We start from the raw sequence: 25,674 nt of genomic DNA on the forward strand, positions 1-25,674 counted from the left end.
GGTGCAACCTTTTTTCATCATGCACTTAAATCGAACAAAAAGTGCACACAAAGACACACTTGACCATGACCAAACGTCATAAAATGGATTCAAAATCACACCTTTCTAAACAAGGAAATTTGAACGAAAACACGATGGAAGAGTGATCTAACTGAGAGACATGACTGACAAGGCAACCAAGTTAGTCACACATGCCCTAGCAAGTGGTACAATCTCAGCAACTGCTCTTGATGAATTAAAGAGTTCCCTGAAAGGACGTAGCGTTTTCAATGACAAAAACTGACATCTCTCTGAAAGACACCAAGGTTCAACCCCTAAAAAAGCCTCGTACCGAGACCGAACCAGGTGCCCGTAGACGTAAAAAGTTTGATGACAAAAGACAGTTTATTTTAGAAACGGCGTTATCCGTCTTCTCTACCTACGGCTTTCACGGAACGACCATTGAGCAAATCGCCAATACTGCGGACATCTCTAAAACCAACCTATTTTACTACTTCAGCAACAAAGAAGCCCTGTATCTCACCATCTTAGAGAACATCCTTAACGACTGGCTGAAGCCTATTGCCGTGTTTGAAGAAATGGACGACCCAGAAGAAGTCCTAAAAAACTACATTCGCCTGAAGCTAGAGCTGTCACGGGATCAACCGGAGGCGTCACGTCTGTTCTGCCTTGAGATCATCCAAGGGGCACCGATTCTCAAAGGCTATCTTGAAAACGAGCTAAAGAGCCTGTTGCAAGACAAAACCAAGGTCATCGAAAGCTGGATTAAAAAAGGCAAGATCAAACCCATTAGCCCGATCCAACTGATCTTCTTCATCTGGTCCACCACCCAGCACTTTGCCGACTTCAACGTGCAGGTCAAAGCCATCACAGGCAAAGACCTATCGAATAAGAAATTCTTCGAAGAAACCTGTACCTCGATCCAACAATTAATCATTGATGGATTAAAGCGTCCAAGGCTTTAGGTTGGCGACCTGACCACCTATTTCACTTTACCTATAAAATGAAACCTCACTATCCTAAGGATTATGGTTTCCATTTTTCTCTGTCATTAAAGGAATGTCATGAAAACCCCAAAAAGGCTGCAACCACTGATTGAAGACGGACTCATCGACGAAGTGATTAGCCAACTTATGAGCGGTAAAGAAGCCACCGTTTACATGGTCCGCTGTGGGTCTGACATCCGCTGTGCCAAGGTGTATAAAGAGGTTAACAAACGCAGCTTTAAACAAGCAGTGCAATACCGTGAAGGCCGTAAAGTGCGGAATAGCCGCCAAGCTCGCGCCATGGCAAAAGGCTCCAAATACGGTCGCGAAGAGCAAGAATCCCTCTGGCACAACGCCGAAGTCGATGCTCTATACAAGCTGGCCCAGGCGCACGTGCGGGTGCCTCAGCCCTATGGCTGCTTTGATGGGGTCTTGCTAATGGAGCTGATTACCGACGCAGACGGCGATGTAGCACCGCGCTTAAACGATGTGACGCTCACCCAAGAACAAGCCCTCGAACACCACACCCAGATCATCCGAGATGTGGTACGCATGCTGTGCGCTGGCTTGGTACACGGCGACCTATCGGAATTCAACGTACTTGTGGATCAAGATGGTCCCGTGATCATAGACCTGCCCCAAGCAGTGGATGCTGTCGCCAACAACCATGCTGAATGGATGCTAGAGCGTGACGTCAACAATATGCGGGATTACTACGGTCAATTCGCCCCAGAGCTGCTCACCACCCAATACGCCAAAGAGATATGGGACATCTACGAATCCGGCAAACTTAAACCAGATACCGAACTCACAGGTCATTTTGATGAGCCAACGGAAGCGGCGGATGTGGATGCCGTCTTGGTAGAGATTCAAGAAGCCTTTGAAGAAGAGCAAGCAAGGTTGAGACGCATAAAGGGAGACGAGGAAGATTGAGAGAGGTTGCGAGGGATTAAGAGAGATTGAGAGTTTCAGCTTGAGTTATCGTCTCAAGCTGAAAGTTATACTCGTCTGCTCCCGCTTGTTTTCTATTGAGCCGACTGAATCGCGGGAATGATATCTTCGCTCAACATACGATGCAGTGAGTCACGATACCCTGTGCGACCAGAAGGCAAATTTTCCTGAGACGTAATGGCCACGGTGAGCTCTAAGTCCGGCAATACATAAATCATCTGACCGCCATAGCCCCAACCATAATAGCCCTGCACGCCAGCAAAAGGCTGCATAAACCAGCCGTAACCATAGAGCCCACGATGAAAACGAGACTGAGTTCTTGGCGTCCAACTTTGCTCTATCCATTCTTCTGACAGTATCCGTTTACCGGCTTTTGTGACACCACCTCGACGGTACAACTCACCAAAGGCCAATAATGATGCGGGCGTCATGCCCACTTGATTACCGCCCATTGGAATCCCTTGGGGGTCAGTCTCCCAACTTTGTATTTGCACACCAGAATCTTGAAACCAGTCATTGGCGAGCTGATAAGTATGTCGCCCACTTTGTCCCATAATGATGGCCGATAGCACATGGGTATTCCCGGTGGAATATTGCATATTCCTGCCGACCTCCTCTACAAAAGGTCGGTTCAACACATTCTTCACCCAATTATCACTGGTGACCCAAGCACCATAATTACGACCAGACGTACGCTCCAATCCAGCTTGCATAGACAGCAAATGACCAATGGTAATCTCTTTTAAACGGGGATCAGGATCACTCGGAACCTGATCCGGCAGTAACGCCGCCACAGATTGATCCACACCATCCAGCACACCACGATCAATGGCAATGCCAACGATTGCTGACATCAAGGATTTTGAAGCCGACTTAATGTTTGTCACCGCCTCGATGTCCGCATTGTTATACGCCTTAGACCAAACACGCTCCCCCTGATAAGCCACTTGAATGGTTTCGATATTAGAAAAACTCTGGGCAGTTTTATCCATGGCACTGAAATCAATAGCGCTTGCCTGCGCCACACCCGCGGCCATAACAACAACCGATGCAAAGGAGCTAAGTACTAGTTTTCGAAGAATCGGGGATCTTGATAAAAGCATAAAAGATAAATCATCCGTTGAATGGAGTGAGTACTATTCTATTAAGAGACAAGTCATAGAATAAAAAGTGCCCTAGGGCTTTAGAATGATTGGGTTGAATGGGCGGTTAGCAAATAGAGATTTTTCTTGGCCTTGGTATCTTTTAGTACGCTGGTATTAATTGAGAGGCTCGCCCGACTATATAACCCCCAGCGGTTTGGCTTGTTAACTTTTTTGCTTGTAGAGATACCAATATTTATGGCTCCCGATTACAGGGACTAAGAAAAATAGTCCAGTCGCACTATCAACATAGTGCATCACCAACCCGTCAGCAGTTTTAGCAAATTCATAGGACCTCCAGTTTTTTGCAATGACGCCATCTCGGTTTACAAATTCACTGTTTTCTATGATGAGTGAACCTTTTTCGCAAAAAAAGTCTTTATCACTCTTAAATAAAGTAGAGTAGACTACTGCACCATTTTCAGAGTGAGCGGTAATACGCAAGCTTTCCTGTAACGGATCGAGAGTGAACTCAATAGAGTTGAGCTCTAGCACCTCTTTAGAAGATGGAATAATTAACCATGCCAAATTTAAACCGCTTTCGCCTTTGATGGTCGTTGCAATATTTTCATACGCCCCAGAAACGTCAGGACAAATATTGCTATTAGATTTAGGGAGCTTTGCCCATGCATCTGGAAACTCTTGATTTGAGTTTGACGCACACCCTGTTATCAGCAGTATTAATAAAATGAGTAAATACTTCATGCTTCCCTAAAAATCTAACATCTATGAACCGTCTGCTTTTTGCGAGCTGAATCGACCGATAAAAAGCGCGGCCCCAAGGCACGATCTAACCTTTTGGGCATCGCTTTCTTTTGCAGTGAAAAGCCAATTCCCCTTCGCTCTATTGTGTGATAATAAATGAAGAATCGGCTTTTTCAGCCGCTTACCCTTCTTGTTCAAAATGGGCGAAGACCTCTGCGCCTGTCATATTATGTGTTTCATTTTTAAATTCATAATATTCTGGCTTTTCATCAATAAATATTTGGTGAGTCAATACAAACGCTTCATCAGTTTGTAAAAGCCCAACAGGTATATGGTATTGATTGGCTGGTAGTAGATAATAAAACAGATGTGTACCACATTTATTGCAAAAGCCTCGCTCTGCCCACTCAGAAGATGAATACCTAGTAACGCTAGTTTCATCTGATATTTTAACAGAATCGGCACAATCGATAGCTAGCATAGGCCCGCCCATCCAGTTTCTACACATACTGCAATGACATACAGCGACTTCGCTGCTGGTGAACTCTACTTCTAAATCAACGGAACCACATAAGCACTTACCATGACCTTTCATAGATCCTCCGATATATTTTTATTGTGAGTGACACCTCACATCATCTAACACTCAATGCAGAGGCACGGATCGTTTTTTGACCCAAACTCTGGAATATAAGAATAGATTATCCACTTGAACTACTGGGGTCTGATGAAAAATAAATTTACCAGTATCAAGTGTACTTGTAGTTCAGGCGATTTGGCATCTAGGTAGCTGGTCTCGTCGCCGATGCAATCGCCTCCTACAAGTGCTTGAACCTTCTATTTTGCTTTTGAAGTTTCAAGGTTTGTCGAGCTGAAGCTCGACCTATAGCTAGGTAAGGTGAGCTTGAGTGACTAAAATAGGGTTAGTTTGGCGTAATGGGTTCAATCGTAAGTCGGCAGTTAAAAACGTTAAGTAGTTTAGTAATGGTTTCGAGTTTAGGGTTGGCGTTGTTGTTTAGCGATTTATACAAGCTTGCTCGGGTCACCCCAGCTTGCTTAGCAACATCTGTCATGCCTTTTGCTCTGGCCGCGATGGATAAGCAGTGTAACAAATGCTCACTTCCACCGTCATGGATCGCTTCTAATAAAAATGCTTGAATGTCTTGATCTGTTTCCAAGTAATCAGCGATATCTAGATTTGTGGTTTCTAGTTTCATTGTCTCAACCCTCTTCTAAAGCATTAAGTAATTGCTGAGCCTTTTTAATGTCACGGCTCTGGGTTGATTTATCACCTCCAGCCAGCAACACGATTAACTCATTATTTCGTTCTACGTAATATATTCTGTATCCGGGAGACTTAAAAAATCTCATCTCTTGAAGTGCTCCACCAACACTTGCAACGTCACCAAAGTGTCCTTCGCTTTCGACCTTAACCAGCCGGTTTAGAATTAAAGCTTTGCCACGTAGATCTTTTAAATTTCTCAGCCACTTATCAAAAGTTGCAGTCTTTCTAATCTTATACATCACTAACGAATCCATTCGTTTTATGCCTCCAATTGTATCCCAAAAGATACACTTTTCAACCTTAGTTTGCCCTTCTAAGCAAGAGTGAAAATTTCATTGTAATGACTGCAAGGTTTGTCGAGCTGAAGCTCGACCTACAGGTGTTGAGGTCGTTGGTATGGGCGGTTGATTGAGGGGCTAGATAATAAAAAGCCAAGCTAAATGCAGCTTGGCTTCTGTGAATTCTATCTTTTACAAGCGATTCGAGATTACGCGCGACCGTAGTCTACTGCTGCTTGAATACCGAAACGAGAGATGCCTAGGTCAGCAAGTTCGCGGTCGGTGTATGAGTTTAGTTCTTGGATCGCTTTCTCACGGTCAGACACTTTTTTGCTGGATGAGAAAGTTAGTAGGTTTACTAGGTTTGAAATCAGTTTAATCATTGTGAGCCTCACATATATCATTCAAGTAGAAATAACTTGATTCCAATTGTGCGTAGCTACGATCAGTAGAAGGGACACTGCAAGATTCGAGGTAATCTGTCTAAGGTTAGACTGTTATTTTTTTTAGAGGCTTATTCGATCTTGACCATTGGATGTGGTGATTTTACCACTCAATCAAGTAAGACAAATTTTAAAACAGTCTTTGCTAGGTGTCATCCTCGGTTTGATCAAATTCTCAGTTTTTTCATCTTGCATGGCGCAGGTCATTATCTAGGTCATAAACAGCTGTTATCAATTTGGAACCTAGTCTGCAGAGACTGCCACCAATGCAATCGACTCCTACAAGCTGGTGACTTCTGTTCGTTGTTGCAAGGTTTGTCGCGCTGTAGCTCGACCTACAGGTGAAGAGCGACGTCGCTAAAAATCTCTCCAAATCAATAACTAAACGATTGAGTAAAGAAAATTACATTTCACCCCTTGACGCTTGGCGTTTTCCCTATTAACTTTACCACATCGTTTAGTTATTAATTGTCACTACACTGCGTTAGTTCAGGAGTCATCCATGCAAAGCAATAATGGTTATTATGGTGAGTTCGGTGGGAGCTACATCCCCGAGATTCTTTATGCCAGCCAGCAGCAAATTCTTCATGCTTTTGAGGAAGCGAAGAATGATCCTGCGTTCATTGCGGAGCTTAAGGAGACTTGGCAGAACTATTCTGGTCGCCCAACGCCGTTAACGTTTTGTAAGAACTTAACAGAGCACTTTGGTGGCGCTCAGATCTACCTAAAGCGTGAAGACTTAAACCAGTCTGGCGCACACAAGATGAATAACGTGATTGGCCAAGCCCTGTTGGTTAAGCGCATGGGTAAGACCCGTGTGATCGCGGAAACCGGCGCGGGTCAGCACGGTGTCGCAACCGCTTTGATTGCCGCGCGACTAGGTCTGGAATGTACCATTTACATGGGTGCGAAAGACGTGAAACGTCAGTACCCGAACGTATTTTGGATGAAGCAATTGGGTGCGACGGTCGTGCCAGTTGCCGAAGGATCCGAAACCTTACGTGATGCGTTAGATGAGGCTCTACGAGACTGGTCTTCGAGCCATGAAGACAGCCATTACCTGATCGGCACCACCTGTGGGTGTGCCCCTTTCCCTGAGATGGTGGCTTACTTCCAATCTGTGATCGGTGAAGAGGTTAAAGAGCAAAGTGTCGCTCAGTTTGGCCAGTACCCAGAGCGTTTATACGCTTGTGTGGGAGGCGGTTCTAACGCCTGTGGTTTGTTCCTGCCTTTCTTGGACGAAGCCAAAGTAGAGATGGTCGGTGTTGAAGCCGGTGGTAAAGGTCTTGAGTTGGGTGAGCACTCGATTCGCTTGTCCAATGGTTTAGGTTCTAAAGGCATCGCCCAAGGGTTTGCGACCATGTTTTTGCAGGACGATAACGGTCAATTGCAAGACACCCATTCTATTGCTGCGGGCTTGGATTATGTGGGCGTGTCGCCGATCATTGCCCATTTGGCACAAGAAGGTCGTATTCAAATGACCTACGCCATGGACGATGAAGTGGTGGAAGCCTGTTCTCTACTATTGAAAAAAGAAGGCATTATTCCTGCGCTGGAATCTTCCCACGCATTAGCGGGTGCGTTTAAAGACGCGCCGAATTTGCCAAAAGAATCACGCATTGTGATCAACCTGTCAGGCCGTGGCGATAAAGACATCTTTAACGTTGCCAAAGCCTTGAATGATGAAGCCTTCCCTAACTTCTTGGAAGACTACTTGGTGGATTACAAAGAGCATCTAGCACAACAGGGAGACGCATAAGCATGAGTCAGTTAGCCCAATACATCGCTGCAAAACGCCAGCAAAAGCCTATTTTGTCCATGACTCACGTGGTTTACGGCTACCCTACGGTGAAAGACAGTTTGGAGTGGATGGCAACCTTGCTGGAAGCCGGTGCAGACTTTATCGAAGTGCAGTTTCCATTCTCTGATCCAGTGGCCGATGGCCCAACTATCGTGGCGGCTTGTCACGGTGCCTTACACGGACAAAACCTAACGGTTGAGCAGTGCTTGAAAGACATTGGTCAGCTTGGTCGGGACTTTCCAGAAAGCCGCATTGCTTTGATGAGCTATTTAAACCCTATGTACCGCTACGGTTTGGAAAAGCTGGTAAAACGCTGTGCTGAAGAGAACATTCTAGGGTTGATCTTGCCAGATCTTCCATACGAGCAAGCAAATGAGCTACGTGGTTACTGCGATGCCAACGGTATTGACCCTGTCTGGTTGGTAACACCCGTGACGCCAAAAGATCGCTTAGCCTTTTTAGCAAGCGAAGCCCGTGGCTTTTTGTACTGTGTGGCTCGCTCTGGTGTGACTGGCAATTCCAAGCACAACGGTGAGAAACAACAGTCCTTAGACGAATACCTAGCGGAAATCGGCGCTCACAGCAACGCACCGATTGGTGTGGGCTTTGGTATCCGTGAACGCGCCCATGTGGATGCCCTAAAAGGCAAAGCTGACGTGGCTATCATAGGTTCTGCCCTGCTGGACGCCTACAACAAAGGCGGTAAAGTAGAAGGTTTGAAGCTATTTAACGCTCTGTTTGCTGAATAATCTCTACCCATCACGTTAGGCAACGCTCCTATCTAGTTGCCTAACGTTCCTGCTCTAAACAGGTTTCTATCAGCCAACTCTCTAGCGCTAACACTCGCGGGTCGGGTGTCATTCTGTCGAGGCTCAATACCTGATAACAGTGGCCTGTAGGCACCATTCCCCAAGGGGCTATTAGAAACCCTTCTTCCAAATCTTTTTGAACAACCGGTAACGAGCCGATGGCCATACCTAAGCCACTTTGTGCAGCCTGCAAAGCATAGAAAAAATGATCAAAATGTCGATCCTGTTGGCGGTCTAAGATAGAAGCCTCCTGCTCACCATCAAATACCATCTCTTGGCTCTGTTGTGCTAACCAGTCTTTCCAGGCGGCGGGGCGAGTTCTGCTATGAAGCCTCGCTCCCAGCTGCCAATGCCCTCCTAAGGCATCGAAGTAGGCTTGGGTACACACAGGACCTGCCCGCTCCTCAGCAAATGGGGTCACCCGATAGTCATTTGGGATACCAAAGTCAGAGCGACGAATGGCCACATCGCACCCAGCGGCGAGCAGATCAATGGGGCCCCCAGCCATCCGCACGTCTACGTTAAGCTCAGGATGCAAACGGTAAAAGTCCCCCAACTTTGGCATTAACCAGCGCATAGCCAAAGTCGGTTCACAGGAAATGGTAAAAAAGGGCGAATCCACCGAATGCCGATGGATTTTTTCCACGGCCTCATCCAACCCGGCCAAGCTGTCTCGGGTCGCCTTGTAAAGCAACTCCCCTGCAGGGGTGAGTACCACCCGTCGATTACGACGATGAAACAAGGGCACCCCCAGATGTGCCTCCAAGGAAGCTACCGCACGGCTTACCGCCCCATGGGTCACATGAAGGCTCTGGGCTGCCTTAGAAAAGCTTTCGTAAAAGGCCGCCGCTTCAAACAATGGCAAGGCATTGAGAGAAGGCAACAAGTGCTTACTGTGACTTTTATTCACACAAATTCCTATTAAATCTCGATATTCATGAGACCAAATCTACCCCATGATGGATTTACTCACAAATCAATCCGCCGTTGTCGGCACTGTATAGGAATTAAATATGTACCAGCTTCCCTTCGAATGGCTCAGCGTCATCCTCATTACCTGCTTAGCCGTGATCAGCCCAGGGCCAGATTTTGCGATGGTGTCTAAGATTGCAATCAGTAAAGGACGCCGGTCAGGCATACTCTGTGCCTTGGGAATTGGCGCAGGGGTTACCCTACACCTGACTTACACGTTACTTGGGTTTGGAATATTGCTGAGCAGCCAAGGCTGGTTGGTTCAAAGCATAAAATTGATCGGGGCTGGGTATCTGATTTGGCTGGGGCTACAGAGTTTTTGGCCTGATATTCAGGCGCGCATTCGGCCCTCTAAAACAGACACAAATGAACCAACACAGGTCGAGAATGGCCGAGCACTGGGATCAGAGCATCCCCCATTTATGACCGGCTTTATCTGTAATGCCCTCAATCCTAAAACCATGCTGTTTATCGTGGCGTTATACAGCCAGGTGGTCTCACCAGATACTGGCATGGCAACAGAACTTGGTTATGGTGCCTTTATCGCAGCAGCCCATGTGATTTGGTTTGCTTTAATCGCTAGCTTGTTTACTGGAGAGCATTTTAAACAACATCTAGCGCGATTTAAGCGGGTAATTGAGCGTTGCTGTGGCGGTGTCATGATTTTATTTGGCATCAAGATGCTCGCTTAGCCCCATCCAGAAATACTTGAACCAAGCCAATAAGTGCTAAAACTAAAACCTATTATTGGCTTGGTTGATGAATCAGGTTATCCCCAGACTTTTTGACCATCTATCCAAGTGGCCTCAACAAAGAAGTCATCCGTCAGGGCCACTAGGCTCCCCCGATAACCCACTTTGATACGCCCAAACTCTTTATCAATGCCGAGAAATTCCGCCGGACGTAATGAGGCCATCTGCAGTGCTTCTGCTTCGGTTCGACCGATCAAGGAGACGGTATTTCTCACCGCGGTGGCCATATCCAAATCCGACCCAGCCAAGGTGCCATCTTCTGTGGTGACTCTGCCGTTACTGCGGAGAACTTTCTTACCCAGAAAAGCCATTTCTTTTTCATCTGAACCGACACTTTGAATGGCATCAGTCACTAGTAACATGTGCTCACAGCCTTTCGCTGCGATCGCCACACGCATGGTAGCAGGATGCACATGATGCCCATCGGCAATCAATCCACACCAAGTTGGCTTGTCCGTTTGTAACGCTGCTCCCACCACCCCAGGTTCGCGGCTCACCAGCGGAGTCATGGCGTTAAACAAGTGGGTGAAGCCTTTTGCTCCGCTTTCCACCGCCTGCCGAGCTTGATCATAGGTCGCTGCAGAGTGACCAATACAGACAATCGCCCCCTCGGCTGTTAACCATTCGATAAAGTCTTCCGGCACTTGCTCCGGCGCCAAGGTCACCATTAATTTACTCAGTCGACACACATCTAATAAATCGGCGAGTTTCCCTTCGGTGGGTTTGCGCAACTTGGATTCGTTATGCACCCCTTTGCGCACCGGATTCAAGTAAGGACCTTCATAATGAAGACCAAGAATTCCCCCCATGTTTTCGGTCAGTGCTTGGCATACGGTTTGGTGTGCCTGAGACATGATTTCATAGTCATCGGAGATCAAGGTCGGCATCATAGCCACTGTGCCATATTGAGCATGCACTTCTACCATGCGCTGAAGTGCGGCAAGGGTTGGCGTATGGTTAAACAAAGCGCCACCACCGCCATTAACATGTACATCAATAAATCCAGGTGCCAGCACATCTACTGATTGTGCATCCGCTGACGGCACTTCCACTGTCATGATGGACTCAATCACATTGCCAGATAAGGTCACTTGCTGATTTGTCAGCCAGCTTTCCCCATCAAATAAGCGTTTGGCGAATACTTTACTCATATTGAGCTCCTCCCAATTTGAGACTGAGCCATACGAATTGCACCTGTCATGGCGTCACCTTTGGGCTGACAGAGATAGTTTAAAAAGCGCTCCGGCAAATACCCAACGATGGCCTCGGATACCCCACCCACTAAGGCAACTTGTTTTGCCCCTTTTGCGATTAAGGTGTCCAGATACTGGCTCACCCACGCCACTTGTTGGTCGATGATTTTTAAAGCGACTGGATCTTGTTGCTTTCCATACTCAAACACCTTGATGGCGAAGGCACCATAGTCTTTTGGCAGAGGCGATTGGTTTTGAAATTGCACATATTGCACAGGTGAGAATTCAAAATCTTCGTTAATGGCATTAGTAAAATCCGATGTGGGTGACAGGCCATCTAACGCCGCAAGGGAATGTTCCAAGGCCAACAGACCAATGCGAGCACCGCTACCCTGATCAGACAAAGGAAAGCCCCAGCCACCCACAATCGTAAACGTCTTATTTTGATGAACGACGCCACAACTTCCTGTCCCAAGAATCAGTAAGCCGCCGTCTTCTCCATCAAAGGCTCCCAAACAGGCCGCATGGGCATCGGTGAGCAAATAGGTCGCACCAAACGGTGAGTCTTGGGATAGGATCAATTCTTGCTCGACAGGTTGATTAGCTCCCGCCAGACCTAAACCGAGGCGGATATTGGCGAACTCACTGGTATCAATATTTGCGAGGCGACAGGCTTCCAAGCAGGCTGATTGAATATTTTGCCATGCGGCATCAATACCAATTCGAGGATTGCCAGACCCTGATATGGCTTCCCCAAGGGTCTGACCTTCTGAATTGACTAGGCGAGCACGGCAATAGGTTCCGCCACCATCCACACCAATATATAGGCTCGTCATCGCTTTTTATCCTTCATTCTTTGTATCTGTATGGGGGTGACCAGAAACCAATAGCAGTCGCTGTTTTTCACACCATAAATAGTAATCTTTTAAGGCTAATTCACTGGCCGCGTCTTCATCTAACACTATGGTGGCGCGTTCATGCTGCTGTAGCACAGACGCTGGACACATGGAGGACAGCGGACCTTCGACCATAGCTTTTACTGCATCCGCCTTGCCCTTGCCTGTGGCCATCAACAGGACAGCTTTGGCTTGTAAAATAGTACCAATTCCCATGGTCAGTGCCAGATGAGGCTGAAACTCATCATCGGAAAAGAAGCGTTTATTCGCCTCTACCGTGGATTTAGACAGGGTTTTAATACGTGTACGAGAGGCAAAGCTGGACGTTGGCTCATTAAAACCAATATGACCATTTACACCTATTCCTAAAATTTGTAGGTCAATCCCCCCTGCTTGCTGAATGGCCAATTCATATGCCTTCGCACTGTGCTCAAGCGCCTTTACATCAGTAGCCTCAGCTAAAGGAACATGGGTATTAGTACGCTCGATATCGATCTGCTCGAATAAATGATGGTCCATAAAAGCCCGATAGCTTTGGTTGTGGGTATCAGGAATACCAATGTATTCATCAAGATTGAAAGACACACACCCTTTAAATGACAGGGCATTAGCCTGATAACGAGCCACTAATTCTTGATAAAGGGCAATCGGCGTTGATCCCGTAGCTAAGCCCAATACGGGATTGCCATGGGTGTTTACCACATCCGCGACACGGTCAGCAGCGTAATGCGCCACATCATCAGCGGTTGGGAGAATAATTATTTGCATGGAAAACCTCTCCTTAATTAACACCAATATAGAACCAATTAAGACCAAAGGTCAAAATATTTTCCACAAATTAACCATATTTGTTTGCCTGAAAGAAAAATTGGTGCTAGCTTCTAAAAATCAATAATACCTAAAAAATACCAATATGCGTATTTTTACTAATAAAAAACAAAGCCAAGAGAACCACAAACAATCGGAGAGTAACCATGTTCAACGTTCGTTCCGTTTTACCCGTGTCCAAGCTCACCTGTGTCACAGCCCTAGTGCTAAGCAGCATTGGTGCTACCCAAGCAGCCGACACACTGTCAATCGAAAGTTGGCGTAGCGACGACGCTAATATCTGGAATGATGTCATCATCCCTGCGTTCAATAAGAGCCACCCTGATATCAAGGTGACTTTTGCACCAACCCCGCCAACGGAATACAACTCGGCATTGCAAGCTAAGTTAAAAGCGGGATCTGCTGGTGACCTGATTACCTGTCGCCCATTCGATACGTCACTGGAGCTATACAAGCAAGGCTATCTCACCAACCTTGATGGCTTAGAAGGTCTAAAAGATTTTTCTGATGTGGCAAAAAGTGCGTGGGTAACAGACGATGGTAAAGACCAATTCTGTTTACCTGTGGCATCAGTTATTCACGGTTACGTGTACAACAAAGAAATTTTCGAAGAGTTGGATCTGACGCCACCAAAAACCCGTGCAGAGTTCTTCAAAGTGCTCGACACCATTAAGAGTGAGAGCCGCTACACACCATTGGCAATGGGTACTGCAGACCAATGGGAAGCGGCCACCATGGGCTTTCAGAACATTGGACCAAATTACTGGAAAGGTGAAGCAGGTCGTAAAGCCTTGTTGACCGGCGAAGCCAAGCTAACAGATGCGCCTTATGTAGACACCTGGAAAGAGTTAGCTCAATGGAAGCCGTACTTGGGACGTGGTTTTGAAGCACAAAAATACTCCGACTCCCAAAACCTATTTACCCTAGGTCGTGCAGCGATTTACCCTGCTGGCTCATGGGATATCCAAACCTTTAACACTCAAGCGGATTTTGAGTTTGGCGCTTTCCCACCACCAGTTCCAAAAGCGGGTGACACCTGTTACATCAGTGACCACACTGACATGGGTATCGGCATTAATGCTGGCTCAGACAACCAAGCAGCTGCCAAGGTGTTCTTAAACTGGATGGCAAGCAAAGAGTTTGCAACGCTATATGCCAATGCTGTTCCGGGATTTTTTCCGCTTTCAAACACATCAGTTGAGCTAAAAGACCCCGTTGCACAAGAGTTTTTGAGCTGGCGTAACCAGTGTGAATCCACTATTCGTAACTCTTACCAAATCTTGTCTCGTGGTACGCCAAACCTTGAAAACCAGCTTTGGAATGTGAGTGCTCAGGTAATTAACGGCACTATGACACCAGAACAAGCTGCCAAAGAAACACAGGATGGCTTAGAACAGTGGTACGAGCCTCAGCAATAAACTAACCCACCCTGTCACCCTCCCTCTAAGGATAACTACTCCTCTCCCCTGTTAAGGGGGAGGTTGGGAGGGGGTCAATATGCATTACAATTCGAGATACGTTATGACTTCATCCAACCAACATGACGAGAAGAAGCCGTTTCCTTGGCACTTGGTGTTTTTCCTTGGACCCGGCTTGCTCATCTACGTCGTTTTTAGTGTATACCCACTGCTCGATACCCTATTTTTAAGCTTATATGATGAGCAAAACGGACAGAGCAGCTTTGTTGGTCTACAAAACTTTATTACGCTGATCACGGATGAAACTTGGTCACAGGCGTTTTGGAATGCCTTGGTCAACAACTTCAAGTTTTTTGCGATTCACATGTTGCTGCAAAACCCCATCGGCCTGATATTGGCGGTTTTATTAAGTTCACCTAAGCTGCGTTTATCCAGCACCTACCGCACGCTCATTTTTATGCCAACCATGTTGTCTGTGGTCATCGTAGGCTTTGTCTGGCAGCTACTGCTAAGCCCTCTTTGGGGCATTTCAGAAAATTTCCTTTACGATATTGGCCTTGGGCACTACTTCGATGCATGGCTAGGTAAAGAAGGCAGCGCCTTGATTACCCTAGGCTTTATCTCTGTATGGCAGTTCGTAGGCATTCCTATGATGCTGATCTATGCCACCTTACTGAATATTCCAGACGATATTATCGATGCGAGTGTGGTGGATGGCGCAAACTCTTTCCAGACCTTCTGGCACATTAAGCTGCCGCTGATTTTACCCACCATTGCTATGGTTTCGATCCTAACGTTTGTGGCGAACTTTAACGCGTTCGAGCTGATCTATGCGGTAAAAGGCGCCCTTGCTGGACCAAACTTCTCCACCGATCTGATGGGCACCTTCTTTTACCGAACCTTCTTCGGTTTCCAGTTGCAACAGGGTAGCGCCTCCATGGGTGCCGCGGTGGCCACACTGATGTTCTTAATCATTCTGGTCGGAGTCATGTTGTTCCTGTTCTTTATCCAACGTCGCATTCAGCGATTCCAGTTCTGAGGACGTTTTTATGAATTTGATTAATCGCTTTATGCCCTCGAACGGATACCGCCAACTACCCAAGAGTGTCACCGTACATGCTGTGCTATTGGCGTACACGGTCATCGCTCTGTTCCCTATTCTGGTGGTGGTGATTAACTCCTTTAAGGAGCGCCGGGCAATCTTCCGTGACCCATTGGGTTTGCCGACCCAAGATTCATTTACCTTGATCGGTTTTGAGCAGGTGTTACAGCGTTCCGATTTTGGTTTGTATTCTTGGAATAGCTTGGTGGTGACCCTTATTGCGGTGGGCTTGGTGCTATTACTGGGTGCTATGGCTGCTTGGGCGCTGACAGAATATAAATTCAAAGGTAATTTGTTCATCACCTTCTTATTCGCCATGGGCATCATGATCCCGATTCGCTTAGGTACTGTCAGTATTTTGGGCTTAATGGTGAATCTAAACTTGGTCAACACCTTAACGGCTCTGGTGCTGGTGTATATCGCGCAAGGCTTGCCCTTGGCGGTGTACATCTTATCAGAGTTTGTGCGCACCATTCCTAAGGAACTCACGGAAGCAGCCCGCTGTGATTCGGTCAGTGAGTACAAAATATTCTTCTGCATTATTTTGCCTTTGCTGAAACCAGCTATGGCAACAGTGGCCGTCTTCACCATGATCCCGATTTGGAATGACCTATGGTTCCCACTGATTTTAGCGCCAGGGGAATCTACTCGTACCATCACCTTGGGCGTACAGCAGTTTGTTGGTCAATACGTGACTGACTGGAACTCTGTTTTGTCGGCGTTGACCATGGCGATCGTCCCTGTACTGATCCTATACACCATTTTTTCAAGACAATTGATCCGCGGTTTAACCAGCGGTGCGGTCAAGTAACCCCTCGAAACTGACCGCCGGAGAACTATTTTATGGCTAGTGTAAAACTGAATAATATTAAAAAGCGCTTTGGTAACGTTGACGTGCTCCATGGCATTGATTTGGATATCAAAGATGGCGAGTTTGTTGTACTGATCGGTGAGTCCGGCTGTGGTAAGTCCACCCTATTGCGCCTGCTGTCCGGTCTTGAAGACATTTCAGAAGGTGATTTATACATTGATGACGAGCGTGTTAATGGTCGATCACCTGCGAAACGTGGCATTGCAATGGTGTTTCAATCTTACGCCTTGTACCCCCACATGAACGTGTTCAAAAACATGGCATTTGGACTCAAAATTGCCGGCAAAGACAAACACCAAGTGAGTGAAAAAGTCATTGAAGCCGCCAAGAAACTTAAAATCGATCATCTATTAGACCGCTTACCTCGGGAGCTGTCTGGTGGTCAGCGCCAACGGGTTGCCATTGGTCGCGCCATTGTGCGTGATCCTAAGGTGTTTCTGTTTGATGAGCCTCTGTCGAACTTAGATGCGTCACTGCGTGTACAGACCCGCGTAGAGCTAGGCAAGCTGCATCAAGAGCTAAAAGCGACGGTTATTTACGTGACCCACGACCAAGTGGAAGCCATGACCTTAGGAGACAAAATCGTGGTAATGAATCAAGGTCGTGTGGAGCAAGTGGGCGCCCCCTTGGATCTTTACCATCACCCTAAGACACAATTTGTTGCTGGCTTTATTGGGTCACCAAAAATGAACTTTCTGACTGCAAAAGTCCATCATGCAGACCCAGAAGATACCCAGCTTGTGTTAGAATCTGGCCGTATTATTCACGCCTCCATCGACAGTTCAGCACTGCAAAAAGGCGACTCTGTTCAAATTGGTCTACGCCCTGAACACATGTCTTTGGACTGTAGTGACAACCGTTTTGAAGGCACGGTTACCTTACTCGAACATCTTGGTGAATTGTCTTATTTGTATGTGGATATTGGCCAAGAAGGAGAGTTAGTGCTGAAGGTAGATGGTGATAACCATCATCAAGCGGGCGACCGCATTCAGTTTGGTATCAAGCCAACCCATTTGTACCTCTTCGATAAAGATGGCAAAGCGTTAAACAGAGTCAATGCACATCTGTCTCCTGCGACCCCCTTGTAGAGAGACCCATGGGCATCCCAGTTTTACTACGGATATTGTGTCCGTTTAGGAATTAACATGAGCCGAAATCGGGTAAACGAGCTATTTGGTGAAGCAGACGCCTTGAGAGAAAAAGGAATTCCTCTCTATATGCAGGTTAAAAAAGCGATTCAAGCTTCTATTTCTGCTGGTCGCTTATTAAGCGGAGACACCCTCCCACCGGAAAGGGACTTGGCTAAATATTTAGACGTTTCACGGGTAACCGTTCGTCGTGCCATTGATGAGCTAGTGAAGGAAGATGTGCTTACCCAGCGCCAAGGGGCTGGCACCTTCGTTAGCGAACGGGTTGAGCAACCACTCAACCATCTCCGCAGCTTCACCGAAGTCATGATGGCCCGTGGTAAAGAAATCACCTCCAAGTGGTTAGATCGATCCCTAGGAATGCCCCATGAAGATGAGTGTAAAGCGTTACAGTTGTCGCCGGAGCAAGAGGTAGTGCGCTTTTATCGCCTGCGCTATGCGGATGGTAAACCCATGGCATTGGAGCTGGCCACCATTCCAAGCAGCTATATTGTAAACCCCTTCGCAATGGAAGGCTCATTATATGACCTACTGGAAAAGCAAGGCTGTCGCCCTGTACGAGCCTTTCAGCGCTTACGAGCAGTCAGTATCGATGCCCAAAGAGCCAATTTATTGGATATCCCTGAACTGAGCGCCGTACTCTACATTGAGCGTACCGCAGTCACACAAGATGGTACGCCCATTGAGTTTACTCGCTCATGGTTCCCTGGGGATTCCTATGACTTCGTGGCAGAAATCCACAATACTGTTTGAATCAACAAAAAGCCCCATCGGGATGACCCAATGGGGCTTTTTCATATCTGACTCTTTCCAATAGATTACACGAAGTAGTAAGCCAATAACGCGCCACAAACCGCCATGAAAATGGTTTCACCAATCAGCAAAACCAATGGCGCCATGCCCACTTCTTTTAGTTTGTTGAGCTGGGTACGCATACCAATGGCAGCAATCGCAAACACCAAACACCAGCGGGATAGATCCGCCAAGATGTCCACTACAAGGGGTGGAATCCAGCCCATAGTATTCATGATCACTAACGCAATAAACACCAGTAGAAAGGGAGGAATGGGGAATTTTTGGCCATTGCCCTGCCCTTGGCTTTTGCGGGCAAACATCAGTGCCAACACAAACACGATAGGCGCTAACATGGCTACCCGAAACAGCTTTACCACAGTGGCATTGTCACCGGCATAATCGGAAACACCGTAGCCAGCCCCCACCACTTGCGCCACATCATGAATGGTAGAACCTAGAAAGAAGCCCGTTTGACGCTCGTCTAGCCCCAGCCAGTTGGCAAACATAGGGTAAACGATCATGGCGGTGGTGCTCATGGCGGTGATGCCAACAATGGTAAACACCACAGAACGGTTGGTATTTTGATTTTTTGGCAGTACGGCGGCCACGGCAGCCGTGGCAGATGCGCCACAAATGGCCACGGCGCAGCCCGCTAACAAGCCCATGTTTTCTGGCAGTTTCAACAGACGGCCAGCCACCACGCCGATAATAATCACGGTTAAAATCAAGGCTGCCGTCAGCAGTAAAATCGGCCAGCCAAAGTCCGTTAAGGAACTTATGGTGATACGTGCTCCGAGCAAGGCCACCCCAATGCGTAATAGTGTTGTCGCGCTGAACTCTAGTCCTTGGCCGGTTTTTTCCGAGTCGGACATAAAGTTAAAGCTCATACCCAGTAGTAATGCCATCAGCATCACAGGCGCACCATAGTGCTCACTTAGGAAGGCCGCAGACAGCCCCATAACCATGGCAAGCATGATTCCGGGAACATTAGGCGCAAAGGTTTTCATTGGGTTGAACATGACGTACCCATATCTGTTAAATCAGTTGTAAGAGAGAAAAGAGGCGGAGAATTCCGCCCCTTTGATCGGAGTCGCCCTAAGGCTTATTTCAAATCCGCGTCGTATTCCGCTTGGATTTTTTGTTCCGCTTCTTTGGCAGCATCGTTAAGTAGGTTGTACCACTTTTCACCGTCTTGGATGTTTTCTTGGAACCAAGTGTAAACAGGCTTAGCTGCGTCTGCGAACTGCTCTTTTTCTTCTGGAGAAGGCACATACAGTTCACCACCGGCTTTACCAAAGGCTTCATACGCAGCAATCGACTTACGCTTAGGCGACGCGAAGGTGGCCTGTTGCAACGCAGAGAAACCATCGACCACCACACGGCGTAACTCTTCTGGCATGTCCATAAACACATCGTTGTTCATGTACCAAAGGGCTGACATGTACGCGTGGCCATCAAGGGTAACGTATTTCAAGCCCGCATCAGTGAACTTCATGCCCATGATGTCGGTGATGCCGTTTTTAGAGCCTTCAACCACACCTGTTTGGAACGACGTGAACAAGTCACCCCATGGAATCGGTGTTGGGCTAGCACCTAATGAACGCACTAGCTCCTGGGGTAGATCAGATACAACAGTACGAATTTTCAACCCATCGAGGTCTTCTGGGGTTTTTACCGTATGTTGGGTATTGGCAAAGTTACGCCAGCCACCTGTGTTGCCAATCGTCATCAGGCGAACCGTATCCCCTGAATCTTCTAGGATTTGCGCACGCAGTTCACGGGTAAAGTCGCCTGTGAACACCTCTTCTGCAACTCGGTCGTCACGCAAGACATAAGGCAGATCCAACACTTGTACATAAGGGTACATAGCGGAGGCACCGCCAGAAGTTGAAATGTAGATGTCTACAGATCCGTATTCCACTGCTTCCAGACACTCTACGCCATTGCCACAAAGCTGAGTCCCCATGTAGATGTCCACGGCAATTTTGCCGTTTGAATGGGATTCTACAAAGTCTTTAAAGACCACTAGGCCATCATAGTCTTCATCGTTCTCGTTGGAGTTTGCTACGGCGCGCAGATTAAAATCCGCTGCTTGAGCTAGGCCACTTAACATGACTCCAGCACCGATTAACGTCGCGGCAACAACACTGTTTATTTTTGTTTTCGTGAACATGTAACAGTCCTCTTTAATGGTTTTGCTTTGCGTTTGTGCCTATCCAGCCACCAACCCGAGCATTCGCGGTAAGGTCATGGATAGAGATGGGAAAAAGGTCACTAGGAAGATCACCAAGACTTCCACTGCCAAGAACGGCAGGATCGCTTTGGAAATGGTTTCGATACGCTCACCAGACACACTGGATGCTACGAACAAGACCAAGCCCATGGGCGGTGTGGCCAACCCGACGGTGAGGTTGACACTCATAATGATGGCGAAATGTACTGGGTCGATGCCCAAATTAATAAAGATTGGCCCTAAGATAGGTCCCAAGATAATGATCGCTGGACCTGCATCTAAGAACATCCCTACTATGAACAATAATAGGTTAATCAAGAACAACAGCATCAGCGGGTTTTCACTGATGGTCAGCACCCAATCCGCGAGGATCTCAGCACTGTGAGACAAACTCACTACTGTTTTAAAGGCAATGGCAGAACCAACTAATAACAGCACCACAGCAGAAGCTTGCGCACCTTTGATAAAGATATCAGGCAGGTCGCGCAATTTTACGGTTTTCATCACCCACACACTGATGATTAAGGCGTAAGCCGTGGCAATGGCTGATGCTTCCGTCGGCGTGAAGATACCACCGATAATGCCACCTAAAATGATCACTGGAGCAAACAGCGGGAAGATAGCGTTACGGGTAGCGGTGCCACGCTGTTTCCAAGTGGACTTAGGCCCAGCCACAGGGAAGTCGTATTTTTTTGCCATTAAGGCGATCATCACCATCAAGCCAGCACCAATCATAACGCCAGGGACAATGCCCGCAGCAAACAGAGCCGCCACGGATACTTCCATGGTGTAAGCGTAAATGATCATGATGCCTGACGGCGGAATGATCGGGCCGATGACAGAAGACGCTGCCGTGATCGCCGTAGCGAATTTACGGCTGTAGCCATTTTTTTCCATGGCGGGAATCATCATAGAACCAATCGCGGAGGTATCCGCCACAGCAGAGCCTGACAAGCCAGCAAACAACATACTAGACAGTACGTTCACATGGGCCAAACCGCCTCGCACATGACCAATAAAGGCTTGTGAAAACTGCACCAAATTCATGGTGATACCGCCTCGGTTCATCAGCTCACCGGCCAGCATAAAAAATGGGATCGCCATCAGCGGAAAAGAGTCAATGCCGTTATAGATGTTGCGAAACAACAGGGAGATATCACGCTCCATGCCTGTCACATAAAGCATGGCACCCGGTGCCGCCAACATGGCGAAAAACACGGGCATCCCGATTAACAGCAAGACTAAAAATAAAGGTAAAAACAGAGCTAACATACTGTACGTCTCTTGTTATTGTTGTTCTAAATACACGCCGTCAAATGACCAACCGTCTATTCGGCAGGAGCATCAGCACGGACTTCGGTCCCCAAAGCAAATTGCTTCTGACCAAGCAAACAGCCGATCTCCCGCAGACATAACTCGATATTTGCCAATAACATGGTGAAAAAGCACACAGGCATTGCCAAGTAAATCCACGCACGAGAAATGTGTATCGACGCCGCTCTGGAGCGGAATCCACGATCAAAGAAGTCGACCCCTAAGACGGTTAGCTTCACCAGTACGGCACCTGCCACCAACAGCAAAATCAGTTTAAGTAAGCTGGAAGCACGTCCCGGTAAGGCGCTTAAGAACATATCAATCGCGACGAATGAGCCCCGTCGATAGGCTTCCCCGGCTACCATTGCCATCATCCAGATCATCAAAGCGCGGGCGGCTTCTTCTGGCCACGGCAAGGCATTGCCGAGCACGTAGCGACAGAAGACTTGCAACAAGATCACACTGATCATCATTGCGACCAGCACCCAAGCAATGTTTCGCCCGATGCGATTGAGCAGTAAATTGATGGTGGTAAAGCAGGACACCAGCATTCTGAGAATTGCCATGTGTTACTCCCTCAAAAACGTATTGTTATTGTTATCGTGTCTTACAGTTTAAGGGACTTCATGTCCGGCTGCTGCGGTCCAAAGCTCGAACCAAGTTTCCCGGTCAATCTGGATATCCAAGATATTGGAAAGGGTTTTGATGCGCTCTGGGTTATTAGTCCCCACCACAGGCAAGATGTTCGCAGGATGCGCCAACAACCAAGCCAAGGCCACATGGTCAGAGGATGCCCCCTGCTCGCTTGCCAAGCGTTCAAACAAAGGTGCAAGGCGACGTGTTTCAGGGGTATCGCCAAATAAGGCGCCACCACCTAGAGGAGACCAAGCCATTGGCGTCAATTGATCCAATTGCATGGCACTTAAATTGCCATTGGTGAAGGCATCACGCTGTAACAGGCTCATTTCCACCTGATTCACCACTAATGGATGACGCATGCTGGCTTGTAAAAGACGCCAATCCCATACATCAAAGTTCGACACGCCCACAGCACGCACCTTACCACTGTCGATCAAGGCGTCTAATGCAGCCCCCGTTTCAGCAGCGTTCATCAAGGGGTCAGGACGGTGAATCAGCAACAAATCTAGGTAATCCGTATGAAGATTTTTAAGACTTTGCTCAACACTCGCTGTCACATAAGCAGCACTGGTGTCATAGAACTTCACACGGCGATCTGGGAATTTATCTGACATCAGGGCGATGTCACATTTTGAGATAAGCTGCATCTTAGAACGCAAGCTTGGGTCTTGGGCTAAGGCTTTACCGAATAGCGCTTCGCATTCGTAATCACCATAGATGTCTGCGTGATCAAAGGTAGTGATACCTTGATCTAAGCAAAGGTCAATCTTTTCTCTGACGTGGGCTAGAGACACATCACTCGCGTCTGCTAAACGCCAAACACCGTACACAAGACGGCTGAATTGCAGGTCAGATTTGCCAATTTGAACCATTCGCATTGTTTTCTCTCTCCGAATTTTGAGCGTTCCTGGCTTCCATAGGACGCTCAGAATTTTTGTTTTTGTTTTGTGCTCCTCGCTTTTGGTCGATGCAAACCGATACCGTCACGAGAGGTTGTATATTTACCCTAACAGTGTATTCTTGTGATGTAAATCAATAGTGAATGAATTTTCCTAAAAAGTTCTTTCCACCGCTCAAACCATGGTCGGTTTGATGGGCGAATACACTGCGAAGTCAGTCACTTAGGGCATTTTAGCTACTTACAATTGCCCGTTTGACTTGTAAGATAGGGATACATATTGCGCAGGATTAGGTGAAAAAGTGGAAAAGAAAAACAAGACAAAACAGCTACCGCTCTACATCCAAATTAGCGAATTACTGAATCGCGAGATTGCAGCGGGACATTGGTTACCGGGAGATCGATTACCCATAGAAGCCGAACTAGCAGCCAAGTTAGGCGTTGCCATTGGTACCCTTCGTAAGGCCTTAAAAAAGCTTGAAGAAGATGGTTTTTTGGAGCGCCGCCAAGGCTCAGGCAACTATGTTAAACGCGCCCCCGGCGGTCGTGCCATCTACCAGTTTTTCCATTTGGAAACCTTGGAAGGTGGTGGCGTCCCCACCGCTGATATTTTGTCAATCACGGTTGATGACGACGAGTTTGTGAAGCGCCAGTTAAACGTCGAAGCCGATGGTAAGCTTTGGTGTATCAAACGGGCACGCTATCTCAATCGCGAACTGGTCGCTATGGAACAGATTTGGTTTAAGCACGCCCATGCACCAACTCTCAAACCTAAGGATTTGCACGAGTCACTTTACCTCCACTATCGGGATCACTTTTCCTTTTGGATCAGCCGAGTGGAAGACGAAGTGGACTGTGCCCCCGCACCTCAGTGGGTGACGGACAATCTGGAGCTCGCTCCAGACACAACAATGCCAAAGGTGCATCGTAGAAGTTGGTCAAACGAAGGCATAATCGAAGAGTTTTCGTTTACATGGTATGACCCAGCCAAGTGTCGTTACGTTGCCCGATGGCACTAACATTTAATAAAAACAAGAGGTTAGAAAAATGGGTAATTCCGTTCGATATGGCATCCTAGGCTGCGGAATGATGGGGCAAGAACACCTCAGAAACTTGGCTTTGATCGATGGCGCACAGGTCGTCGCGATCACCGAACCCAATCAAGACATGCAAAAACGCTGCGCAGAGCTCGTCCCTAACGCACAGTTTTTCGACACATTAGAGGACATGCTGGACGCCGATCTCGGCCTTGAAGCCCTCGTCATCGCTACCCCCAATTACCAACATGCGGATCAACTGCTAGCGTTATTTGAGCGCACCACTTTGCCGATCTTGGTGGAAAAACCAGTGGTCAGCGATATCGCGCAAGTAGCGCAAATCCGAGAGGCCGCGGCCAAGCACCCAGCGCCAGTTTGGGTCGCTATGGAATACCGTTACATGCCTCCAGTGGCTCAGTTCCGCAAGCAACTGTTGGATGGAGACATTGGCCCGTTAAAAATGCTAAACATCCGTGAGCACCGTTTCCCATTCCTAGAGAAGGTGAATGATTGGAACCGTTTCAATCATCAAACCGGTGGTACCTTAGTGGAAAAATGTTGCCACTTCTTCGACCTAATGCGCCTGTTGATGCAAGGCGAAGTCAAACGTGTGTACGCTTCCACTGGGCAAGACTGCAATCATCTAGAAGAGCGCTACGACGGTGAAACCCCAGACATCATAGACAACGCCTTTGTGGTGGTGGATTTTGAAAACGGTCAGCGTGCCTGCTTGGATCTCAACATGTTTGCAGAAGGGTCCCGTTACCAAGAAGAAATCTGCGCCATCGGTCCGCAAGCCAAGCTTGAGTGTTTTGTCCCAGGTCCAGGACGCTTCTGGCCAACAGAAACCCTAGGGGCTGCGCCGATTCCAAAAGTAGTCCTTAGCCCTCGCGATCCTAAAGGCCCGATTGAATCTGACATTCCAGTCGACCCTGCCCTATTGGATGCGGGCGACCACAATGGTTCAACCTTTTACCAACACCTCGGCTTCTTCAAAGCCATTACTGAAAATGCTCCAGTGGACGTCACAGTGGAAGATGGCTTGAAAGCGGTGGTCATCGGTTTAGCCGCACAACATTCTGCACAAACGGGCCAAGCGGTCACAATCACGGATTCTGGTTACGCTTTCGCGTAAATTAATTTCAGAAAATAAAACTAAGTAAATCAATAGCTAATGA

The 25,674-nt window shown here is 47.5% G+C and carries 27 protein-coding genes; 12 read left to right on the forward strand and 15 right to left on the reverse strand.

What is annotated here, in order from left to right; translation table 11 throughout:
- Positions 1-269 precede the first annotated feature (269 nt).
- Both rutR and ACZ5DR_RS17025 read left to right on the forward strand, forming a co-directional pair.
- Positions 270-965, forward strand: coding sequence for an HTH-type transcriptional regulator RutR (gene rutR / locus ACZ5DR_RS17020; protein WP_377365431.1), 696 nt, complete (start codon positions 270-272; stop codon positions 963-965).
- A 99-nt stretch (positions 966-1,064) separates the two neighbouring features.
- On the forward strand, positions 1,065-1,919 hold the full coding sequence (locus tag ACZ5DR_RS17025) for a PA4780 family RIO1-like protein kinase (protein ID WP_377365430.1): 855 nt from the start codon (positions 1,065-1,067) through the stop codon (positions 1,917-1,919).
- 92 nt (positions 1,920-2,011) lie between these two features.
- Here ACZ5DR_RS17025 and ACZ5DR_RS17030 read toward each other — a convergent pair whose 3' ends face one another.
- The 6 genes from ACZ5DR_RS17030 to ACZ5DR_RS17055 form a co-directional block, all read right to left on the reverse strand.
- Positions 2,012-3,040, reverse strand: a complete 1,029-nt coding sequence (locus ACZ5DR_RS17030; protein WP_377365428.1) for a serine hydrolase domain-containing protein — start codon at positions 3,038-3,040, stop codon at positions 2,012-2,014.
- 204 nt (positions 3,041-3,244) lie between these two features.
- On the reverse strand, positions 3,245-3,784 hold the full coding sequence (locus ACZ5DR_RS17035) for a hypothetical protein (RefSeq protein ID WP_377365426.1): 540 nt from the start codon (positions 3,782-3,784) through the stop codon (positions 3,245-3,247).
- A 181-nt stretch (positions 3,785-3,965) separates the two neighbouring features.
- A complete protein-coding gene (locus ACZ5DR_RS17040; protein WP_377365424.1) occupies positions 3,966-4,379 on the reverse strand; it encodes a GFA family protein in 414 nt (137 codons plus the stop codon).
- Between the two features lie 328 nt (positions 4,380-4,707).
- Positions 4,708-5,001 (reverse strand): addiction module antidote protein, encoded by a 294-nt coding sequence (locus ACZ5DR_RS17045; protein ID WP_377365422.1) that lies wholly within the window; start codon positions 4,999-5,001, stop codon positions 4,708-4,710.
- 4 nt (positions 5,002-5,005) lie between these two features.
- The gene (locus tag ACZ5DR_RS17050) at positions 5,006-5,323 is read right to left on the reverse strand and encodes a type II toxin-antitoxin system RelE/ParE family toxin (protein ID WP_377365420.1); all 318 of its coding nucleotides are present in this window, start codon (positions 5,321-5,323) and stop codon (positions 5,006-5,008) included.
- Positions 5,324-5,556: 233 nt separating this feature from the next.
- Entirely contained in the window at positions 5,557-5,730 is a 174-nt protein-coding gene (locus ACZ5DR_RS17055) for a DUF1127 domain-containing protein (protein WP_377365418.1), read from the reverse strand.
- 562 nt (positions 5,731-6,292) lie between these two features.
- Here ACZ5DR_RS17055 and trpB point away from each other — a divergent pair.
- Both trpB and trpA read left to right on the forward strand, forming a co-directional pair.
- A complete protein-coding gene (gene trpB, locus ACZ5DR_RS17060; protein ID WP_377365416.1) occupies positions 6,293-7,549 on the forward strand; it encodes a tryptophan synthase subunit beta in 1,257 nt (418 codons plus the stop codon).
- A gap of 2 nt (positions 7,550-7,551) precedes the next feature.
- On the forward strand, positions 7,552-8,340 hold the full coding sequence (gene trpA, locus ACZ5DR_RS17065) for a tryptophan synthase subunit alpha (RefSeq protein ID WP_377365414.1): 789 nt from the start codon (positions 7,552-7,554) through the stop codon (positions 8,338-8,340).
- A 40-nt stretch (positions 8,341-8,380) separates the two neighbouring features.
- On the opposite strand, the gene ACZ5DR_RS17070 is transcribed toward trpA, so the two are convergent.
- Positions 8,381-9,310 (reverse strand): LysR family transcriptional regulator, encoded by a 930-nt coding sequence (locus ACZ5DR_RS17070; RefSeq protein WP_377365412.1) that lies wholly within the window; start codon positions 9,308-9,310, stop codon positions 8,381-8,383.
- Positions 9,311-9,413: 103 nt separating this feature from the next.
- Here ACZ5DR_RS17070 and ACZ5DR_RS17075 point away from each other — a divergent pair, with 103 nt between their 5' ends.
- Positions 9,414-10,064 carry a LysE family translocator gene (locus ACZ5DR_RS17075; protein ID WP_377365410.1) on the forward strand — a complete coding sequence of 217 codons (651 nt, stop codon included), beginning with the start codon at positions 9,414-9,416 and terminating at the stop codon, positions 10,062-10,064.
- Positions 10,065-10,141: 77 nt separating this feature from the next.
- Here the strand turns inward: ACZ5DR_RS17075 and nagA are convergent, their stop codons facing one another.
- The 3 genes from nagA to nagB are packed head-to-tail and all read right to left on the reverse strand — an operon-like array spanning position 10,142 to position 12,981.
- A complete protein-coding gene (gene nagA / locus ACZ5DR_RS17080; RefSeq protein WP_377365408.1) occupies positions 10,142-11,275 on the reverse strand; it encodes an N-acetylglucosamine-6-phosphate deacetylase in 1,134 nt (377 codons plus the stop codon).
- Positions 11,272-12,153, reverse strand: a complete 882-nt coding sequence (locus ACZ5DR_RS17085; RefSeq protein WP_377365406.1) for a glucosamine kinase nucleotide-binding domain-containing protein — start codon at positions 12,151-12,153, stop codon at positions 11,272-11,274. Before ACZ5DR_RS17085 ends, nagA begins: the two co-directional genes overlap by 4 nt.
- A gap of 6 nt (positions 12,154-12,159) precedes the next feature.
- A complete protein-coding gene (gene nagB, locus ACZ5DR_RS17090; protein WP_377365404.1) occupies positions 12,160-12,981 on the reverse strand; it encodes a glucosamine-6-phosphate deaminase in 822 nt (273 codons plus the stop codon).
- 206 nt (positions 12,982-13,187) lie between these two features.
- Between nagB and ACZ5DR_RS17095 the strand changes: the two genes are divergently transcribed.
- The 5 genes from ACZ5DR_RS17095 (at position 13,188) to ACZ5DR_RS17115 (ending at position 18,333) form a co-directional block, all read left to right on the forward strand.
- Positions 13,188-14,459: an ABC transporter substrate-binding protein gene (locus tag ACZ5DR_RS17095; RefSeq protein WP_377365402.1), complete on the forward strand. Its 1,272-nt coding sequence runs from the start codon at positions 13,188-13,190 to the stop codon at positions 14,457-14,459.
- 103 nt (positions 14,460-14,562) lie between these two features.
- Entirely contained in the window at positions 14,563-15,498 is a 936-nt protein-coding gene (locus ACZ5DR_RS17100; protein WP_377365400.1) for a carbohydrate ABC transporter permease, read from the forward strand.
- A 10-nt stretch (positions 15,499-15,508) separates the two neighbouring features.
- Positions 15,509-16,372, forward strand: a complete 864-nt coding sequence (locus ACZ5DR_RS17105; protein WP_377365398.1) for a carbohydrate ABC transporter permease — start codon at positions 15,509-15,511, stop codon at positions 16,370-16,372.
- Positions 16,373-16,404: 32 nt separating this feature from the next.
- Positions 16,405-17,520: an ABC transporter ATP-binding protein gene (locus tag ACZ5DR_RS17110; RefSeq protein ID WP_377365396.1), complete on the forward strand. Its 1,116-nt coding sequence runs from the start codon at positions 16,405-16,407 to the stop codon at positions 17,518-17,520.
- 57 nt (positions 17,521-17,577) lie between these two features.
- A complete protein-coding gene (locus ACZ5DR_RS17115) occupies positions 17,578-18,333 on the forward strand; it encodes a GntR family transcriptional regulator (RefSeq protein WP_377365394.1) in 756 nt (251 codons plus the stop codon).
- Positions 18,334-18,398: 65 nt separating this feature from the next.
- Here the strand turns inward: ACZ5DR_RS17115 and ACZ5DR_RS17120 are convergent, their stop codons facing one another.
- From ACZ5DR_RS17120 to ACZ5DR_RS17140, 5 genes are all read right to left on the reverse strand, one after another.
- Complete coding sequence (locus tag ACZ5DR_RS17120; protein WP_377365392.1) at positions 18,399-19,394, reverse strand: YeiH family protein; 996 nt, start codon at positions 19,392-19,394, stop codon at positions 18,399-18,401.
- Between the two features lie 83 nt (positions 19,395-19,477).
- Entirely contained in the window at positions 19,478-20,548 is a 1,071-nt protein-coding gene (locus ACZ5DR_RS17125) for a TRAP transporter substrate-binding protein (protein ID WP_377365390.1), read from the reverse strand.
- Between the two features lie 39 nt (positions 20,549-20,587).
- Positions 20,588-21,880, reverse strand: a complete 1,293-nt coding sequence (locus tag ACZ5DR_RS17130) for a TRAP transporter large permease (RefSeq protein WP_377365388.1) — start codon at positions 21,878-21,880, stop codon at positions 20,588-20,590.
- A gap of 56 nt (positions 21,881-21,936) precedes the next feature.
- A complete protein-coding gene (locus ACZ5DR_RS17135; protein ID WP_377365386.1) occupies positions 21,937-22,488 on the reverse strand; it encodes a TRAP transporter small permease in 552 nt (183 codons plus the stop codon).
- A 48-nt stretch (positions 22,489-22,536) separates the two neighbouring features.
- Complete coding sequence (locus ACZ5DR_RS17140) at positions 22,537-23,439, reverse strand: aldo/keto reductase (protein WP_377365384.1); 903 nt, start codon at positions 23,437-23,439, stop codon at positions 22,537-22,539.
- A 322-nt stretch (positions 23,440-23,761) separates the two neighbouring features.
- Between ACZ5DR_RS17140 and ACZ5DR_RS17145 the strand changes: the two genes are divergently transcribed.
- Together ACZ5DR_RS17145 and ACZ5DR_RS17150 are read left to right on the forward strand one after the other, a co-directional pair.
- On the forward strand, positions 23,762-24,478 hold the full coding sequence (locus ACZ5DR_RS17145) for a GntR family transcriptional regulator (RefSeq protein WP_377365382.1): 717 nt from the start codon (positions 23,762-23,764) through the stop codon (positions 24,476-24,478).
- Between the two features lie 28 nt (positions 24,479-24,506).
- Entirely contained in the window at positions 24,507-25,631 is a 1,125-nt protein-coding gene (locus tag ACZ5DR_RS17150) for a Gfo/Idh/MocA family protein (RefSeq protein WP_377365380.1), read from the forward strand.
- Positions 25,632-25,674: the final 43 nt, after the last annotated feature.

It is taken from the genome of Marinomonas vaga (genome assembly GCF_055388305.1).

Coding starts and splice junctions, on each gene's coding strand:
- rutR (WP_377365431.1), top strand. CDS start 270: ATGACAAAAACTGACATCTCTCTGAAAGACACCAAGGTTCAACCCCTA.
- ACZ5DR_RS17025 (WP_377365430.1), top strand. CDS start 1,065: ATGAAAACCCCAAAAAGGCTGCAACCACTGATTGAAGACGGACTCATC.
- ACZ5DR_RS17030 (WP_377365428.1), bottom strand. CDS start 3,040: ATGCTTTTATCAAGATCCCCGATTCTTCGAAAACTAGTACTTAGCTCC.
- ACZ5DR_RS17035 (WP_377365426.1), bottom strand. CDS start 3,784: ATGAAGTATTTACTCATTTTATTAATACTGCTGATAACAGGGTGTGCG.
- ACZ5DR_RS17040 (WP_377365424.1), bottom strand. CDS start 4,379: ATGAAAGGTCATGGTAAGTGCTTATGTGGTTCCGTTGATTTAGAAGTA.
- ACZ5DR_RS17045 (WP_377365422.1), bottom strand. CDS start 5,001: ATGAAACTAGAAACCACAAATCTAGATATCGCTGATTACTTGGAAACA.
- ACZ5DR_RS17050 (WP_377365420.1), bottom strand. CDS start 5,323: ATGGATTCGTTAGTGATGTATAAGATTAGAAAGACTGCAACTTTTGAT.
- ACZ5DR_RS17055 (WP_377365418.1), bottom strand. CDS start 5,730: ATGATTAAACTGATTTCAAACCTAGTAAACCTACTAACTTTCTCATCC.
- trpB (WP_377365416.1), top strand. CDS start 6,293: ATGCAAAGCAATAATGGTTATTATGGTGAGTTCGGTGGGAGCTACATC.
- trpA (WP_377365414.1), top strand. CDS start 7,552: ATGAGTCAGTTAGCCCAATACATCGCTGCAAAACGCCAGCAAAAGCCT.
- ACZ5DR_RS17075 (WP_377365410.1), top strand. CDS start 9,414: ATGTACCAGCTTCCCTTCGAATGGCTCAGCGTCATCCTCATTACCTGC.
- nagA (WP_377365408.1), bottom strand. CDS start 11,275: ATGAGTAAAGTATTCGCCAAACGCTTATTTGATGGGGAAAGCTGGCTG.
- ACZ5DR_RS17085 (WP_377365406.1), bottom strand. CDS start 12,153: ATGACGAGCCTATATATTGGTGTGGATGGTGGCGGAACCTATTGCCGT.
- nagB (WP_377365404.1), bottom strand. CDS start 12,981: ATGCAAATAATTATTCTCCCAACCGCTGATGATGTGGCGCATTACGCT.
- ACZ5DR_RS17095 (WP_377365402.1), top strand. CDS start 13,188: ATGTTCAACGTTCGTTCCGTTTTACCCGTGTCCAAGCTCACCTGTGTC.
- ACZ5DR_RS17100 (WP_377365400.1), top strand. CDS start 14,563: ATGACTTCATCCAACCAACATGACGAGAAGAAGCCGTTTCCTTGGCAC.
- ACZ5DR_RS17105 (WP_377365398.1), top strand. CDS start 15,509: ATGAATTTGATTAATCGCTTTATGCCCTCGAACGGATACCGCCAACTA.
- ACZ5DR_RS17110 (WP_377365396.1), top strand. CDS start 16,405: ATGGCTAGTGTAAAACTGAATAATATTAAAAAGCGCTTTGGTAACGTT.
- ACZ5DR_RS17115 (WP_377365394.1), top strand. CDS start 17,578: ATGAGCCGAAATCGGGTAAACGAGCTATTTGGTGAAGCAGACGCCTTG.
- ACZ5DR_RS17120 (WP_377365392.1), bottom strand. CDS start 19,394: ATGTTCAACCCAATGAAAACCTTTGCGCCTAATGTTCCCGGAATCATG.
- ACZ5DR_RS17125 (WP_377365390.1), bottom strand. CDS start 20,548: ATGTTCACGAAAACAAAAATAAACAGTGTTGTTGCCGCGACGTTAATC.
- ACZ5DR_RS17130 (WP_377365388.1), bottom strand. CDS start 21,880: ATGTTAGCTCTGTTTTTACCTTTATTTTTAGTCTTGCTGTTAATCGGG.
- ACZ5DR_RS17135 (WP_377365386.1), bottom strand. CDS start 22,488: ATGGCAATTCTCAGAATGCTGGTGTCCTGCTTTACCACCATCAATTTA.
- ACZ5DR_RS17140 (WP_377365384.1), bottom strand. CDS start 23,439: ATGCGAATGGTTCAAATTGGCAAATCTGACCTGCAATTCAGCCGTCTT.
- ACZ5DR_RS17150 (WP_377365380.1), top strand. CDS start 24,507: ATGGGTAATTCCGTTCGATATGGCATCCTAGGCTGCGGAATGATGGGG.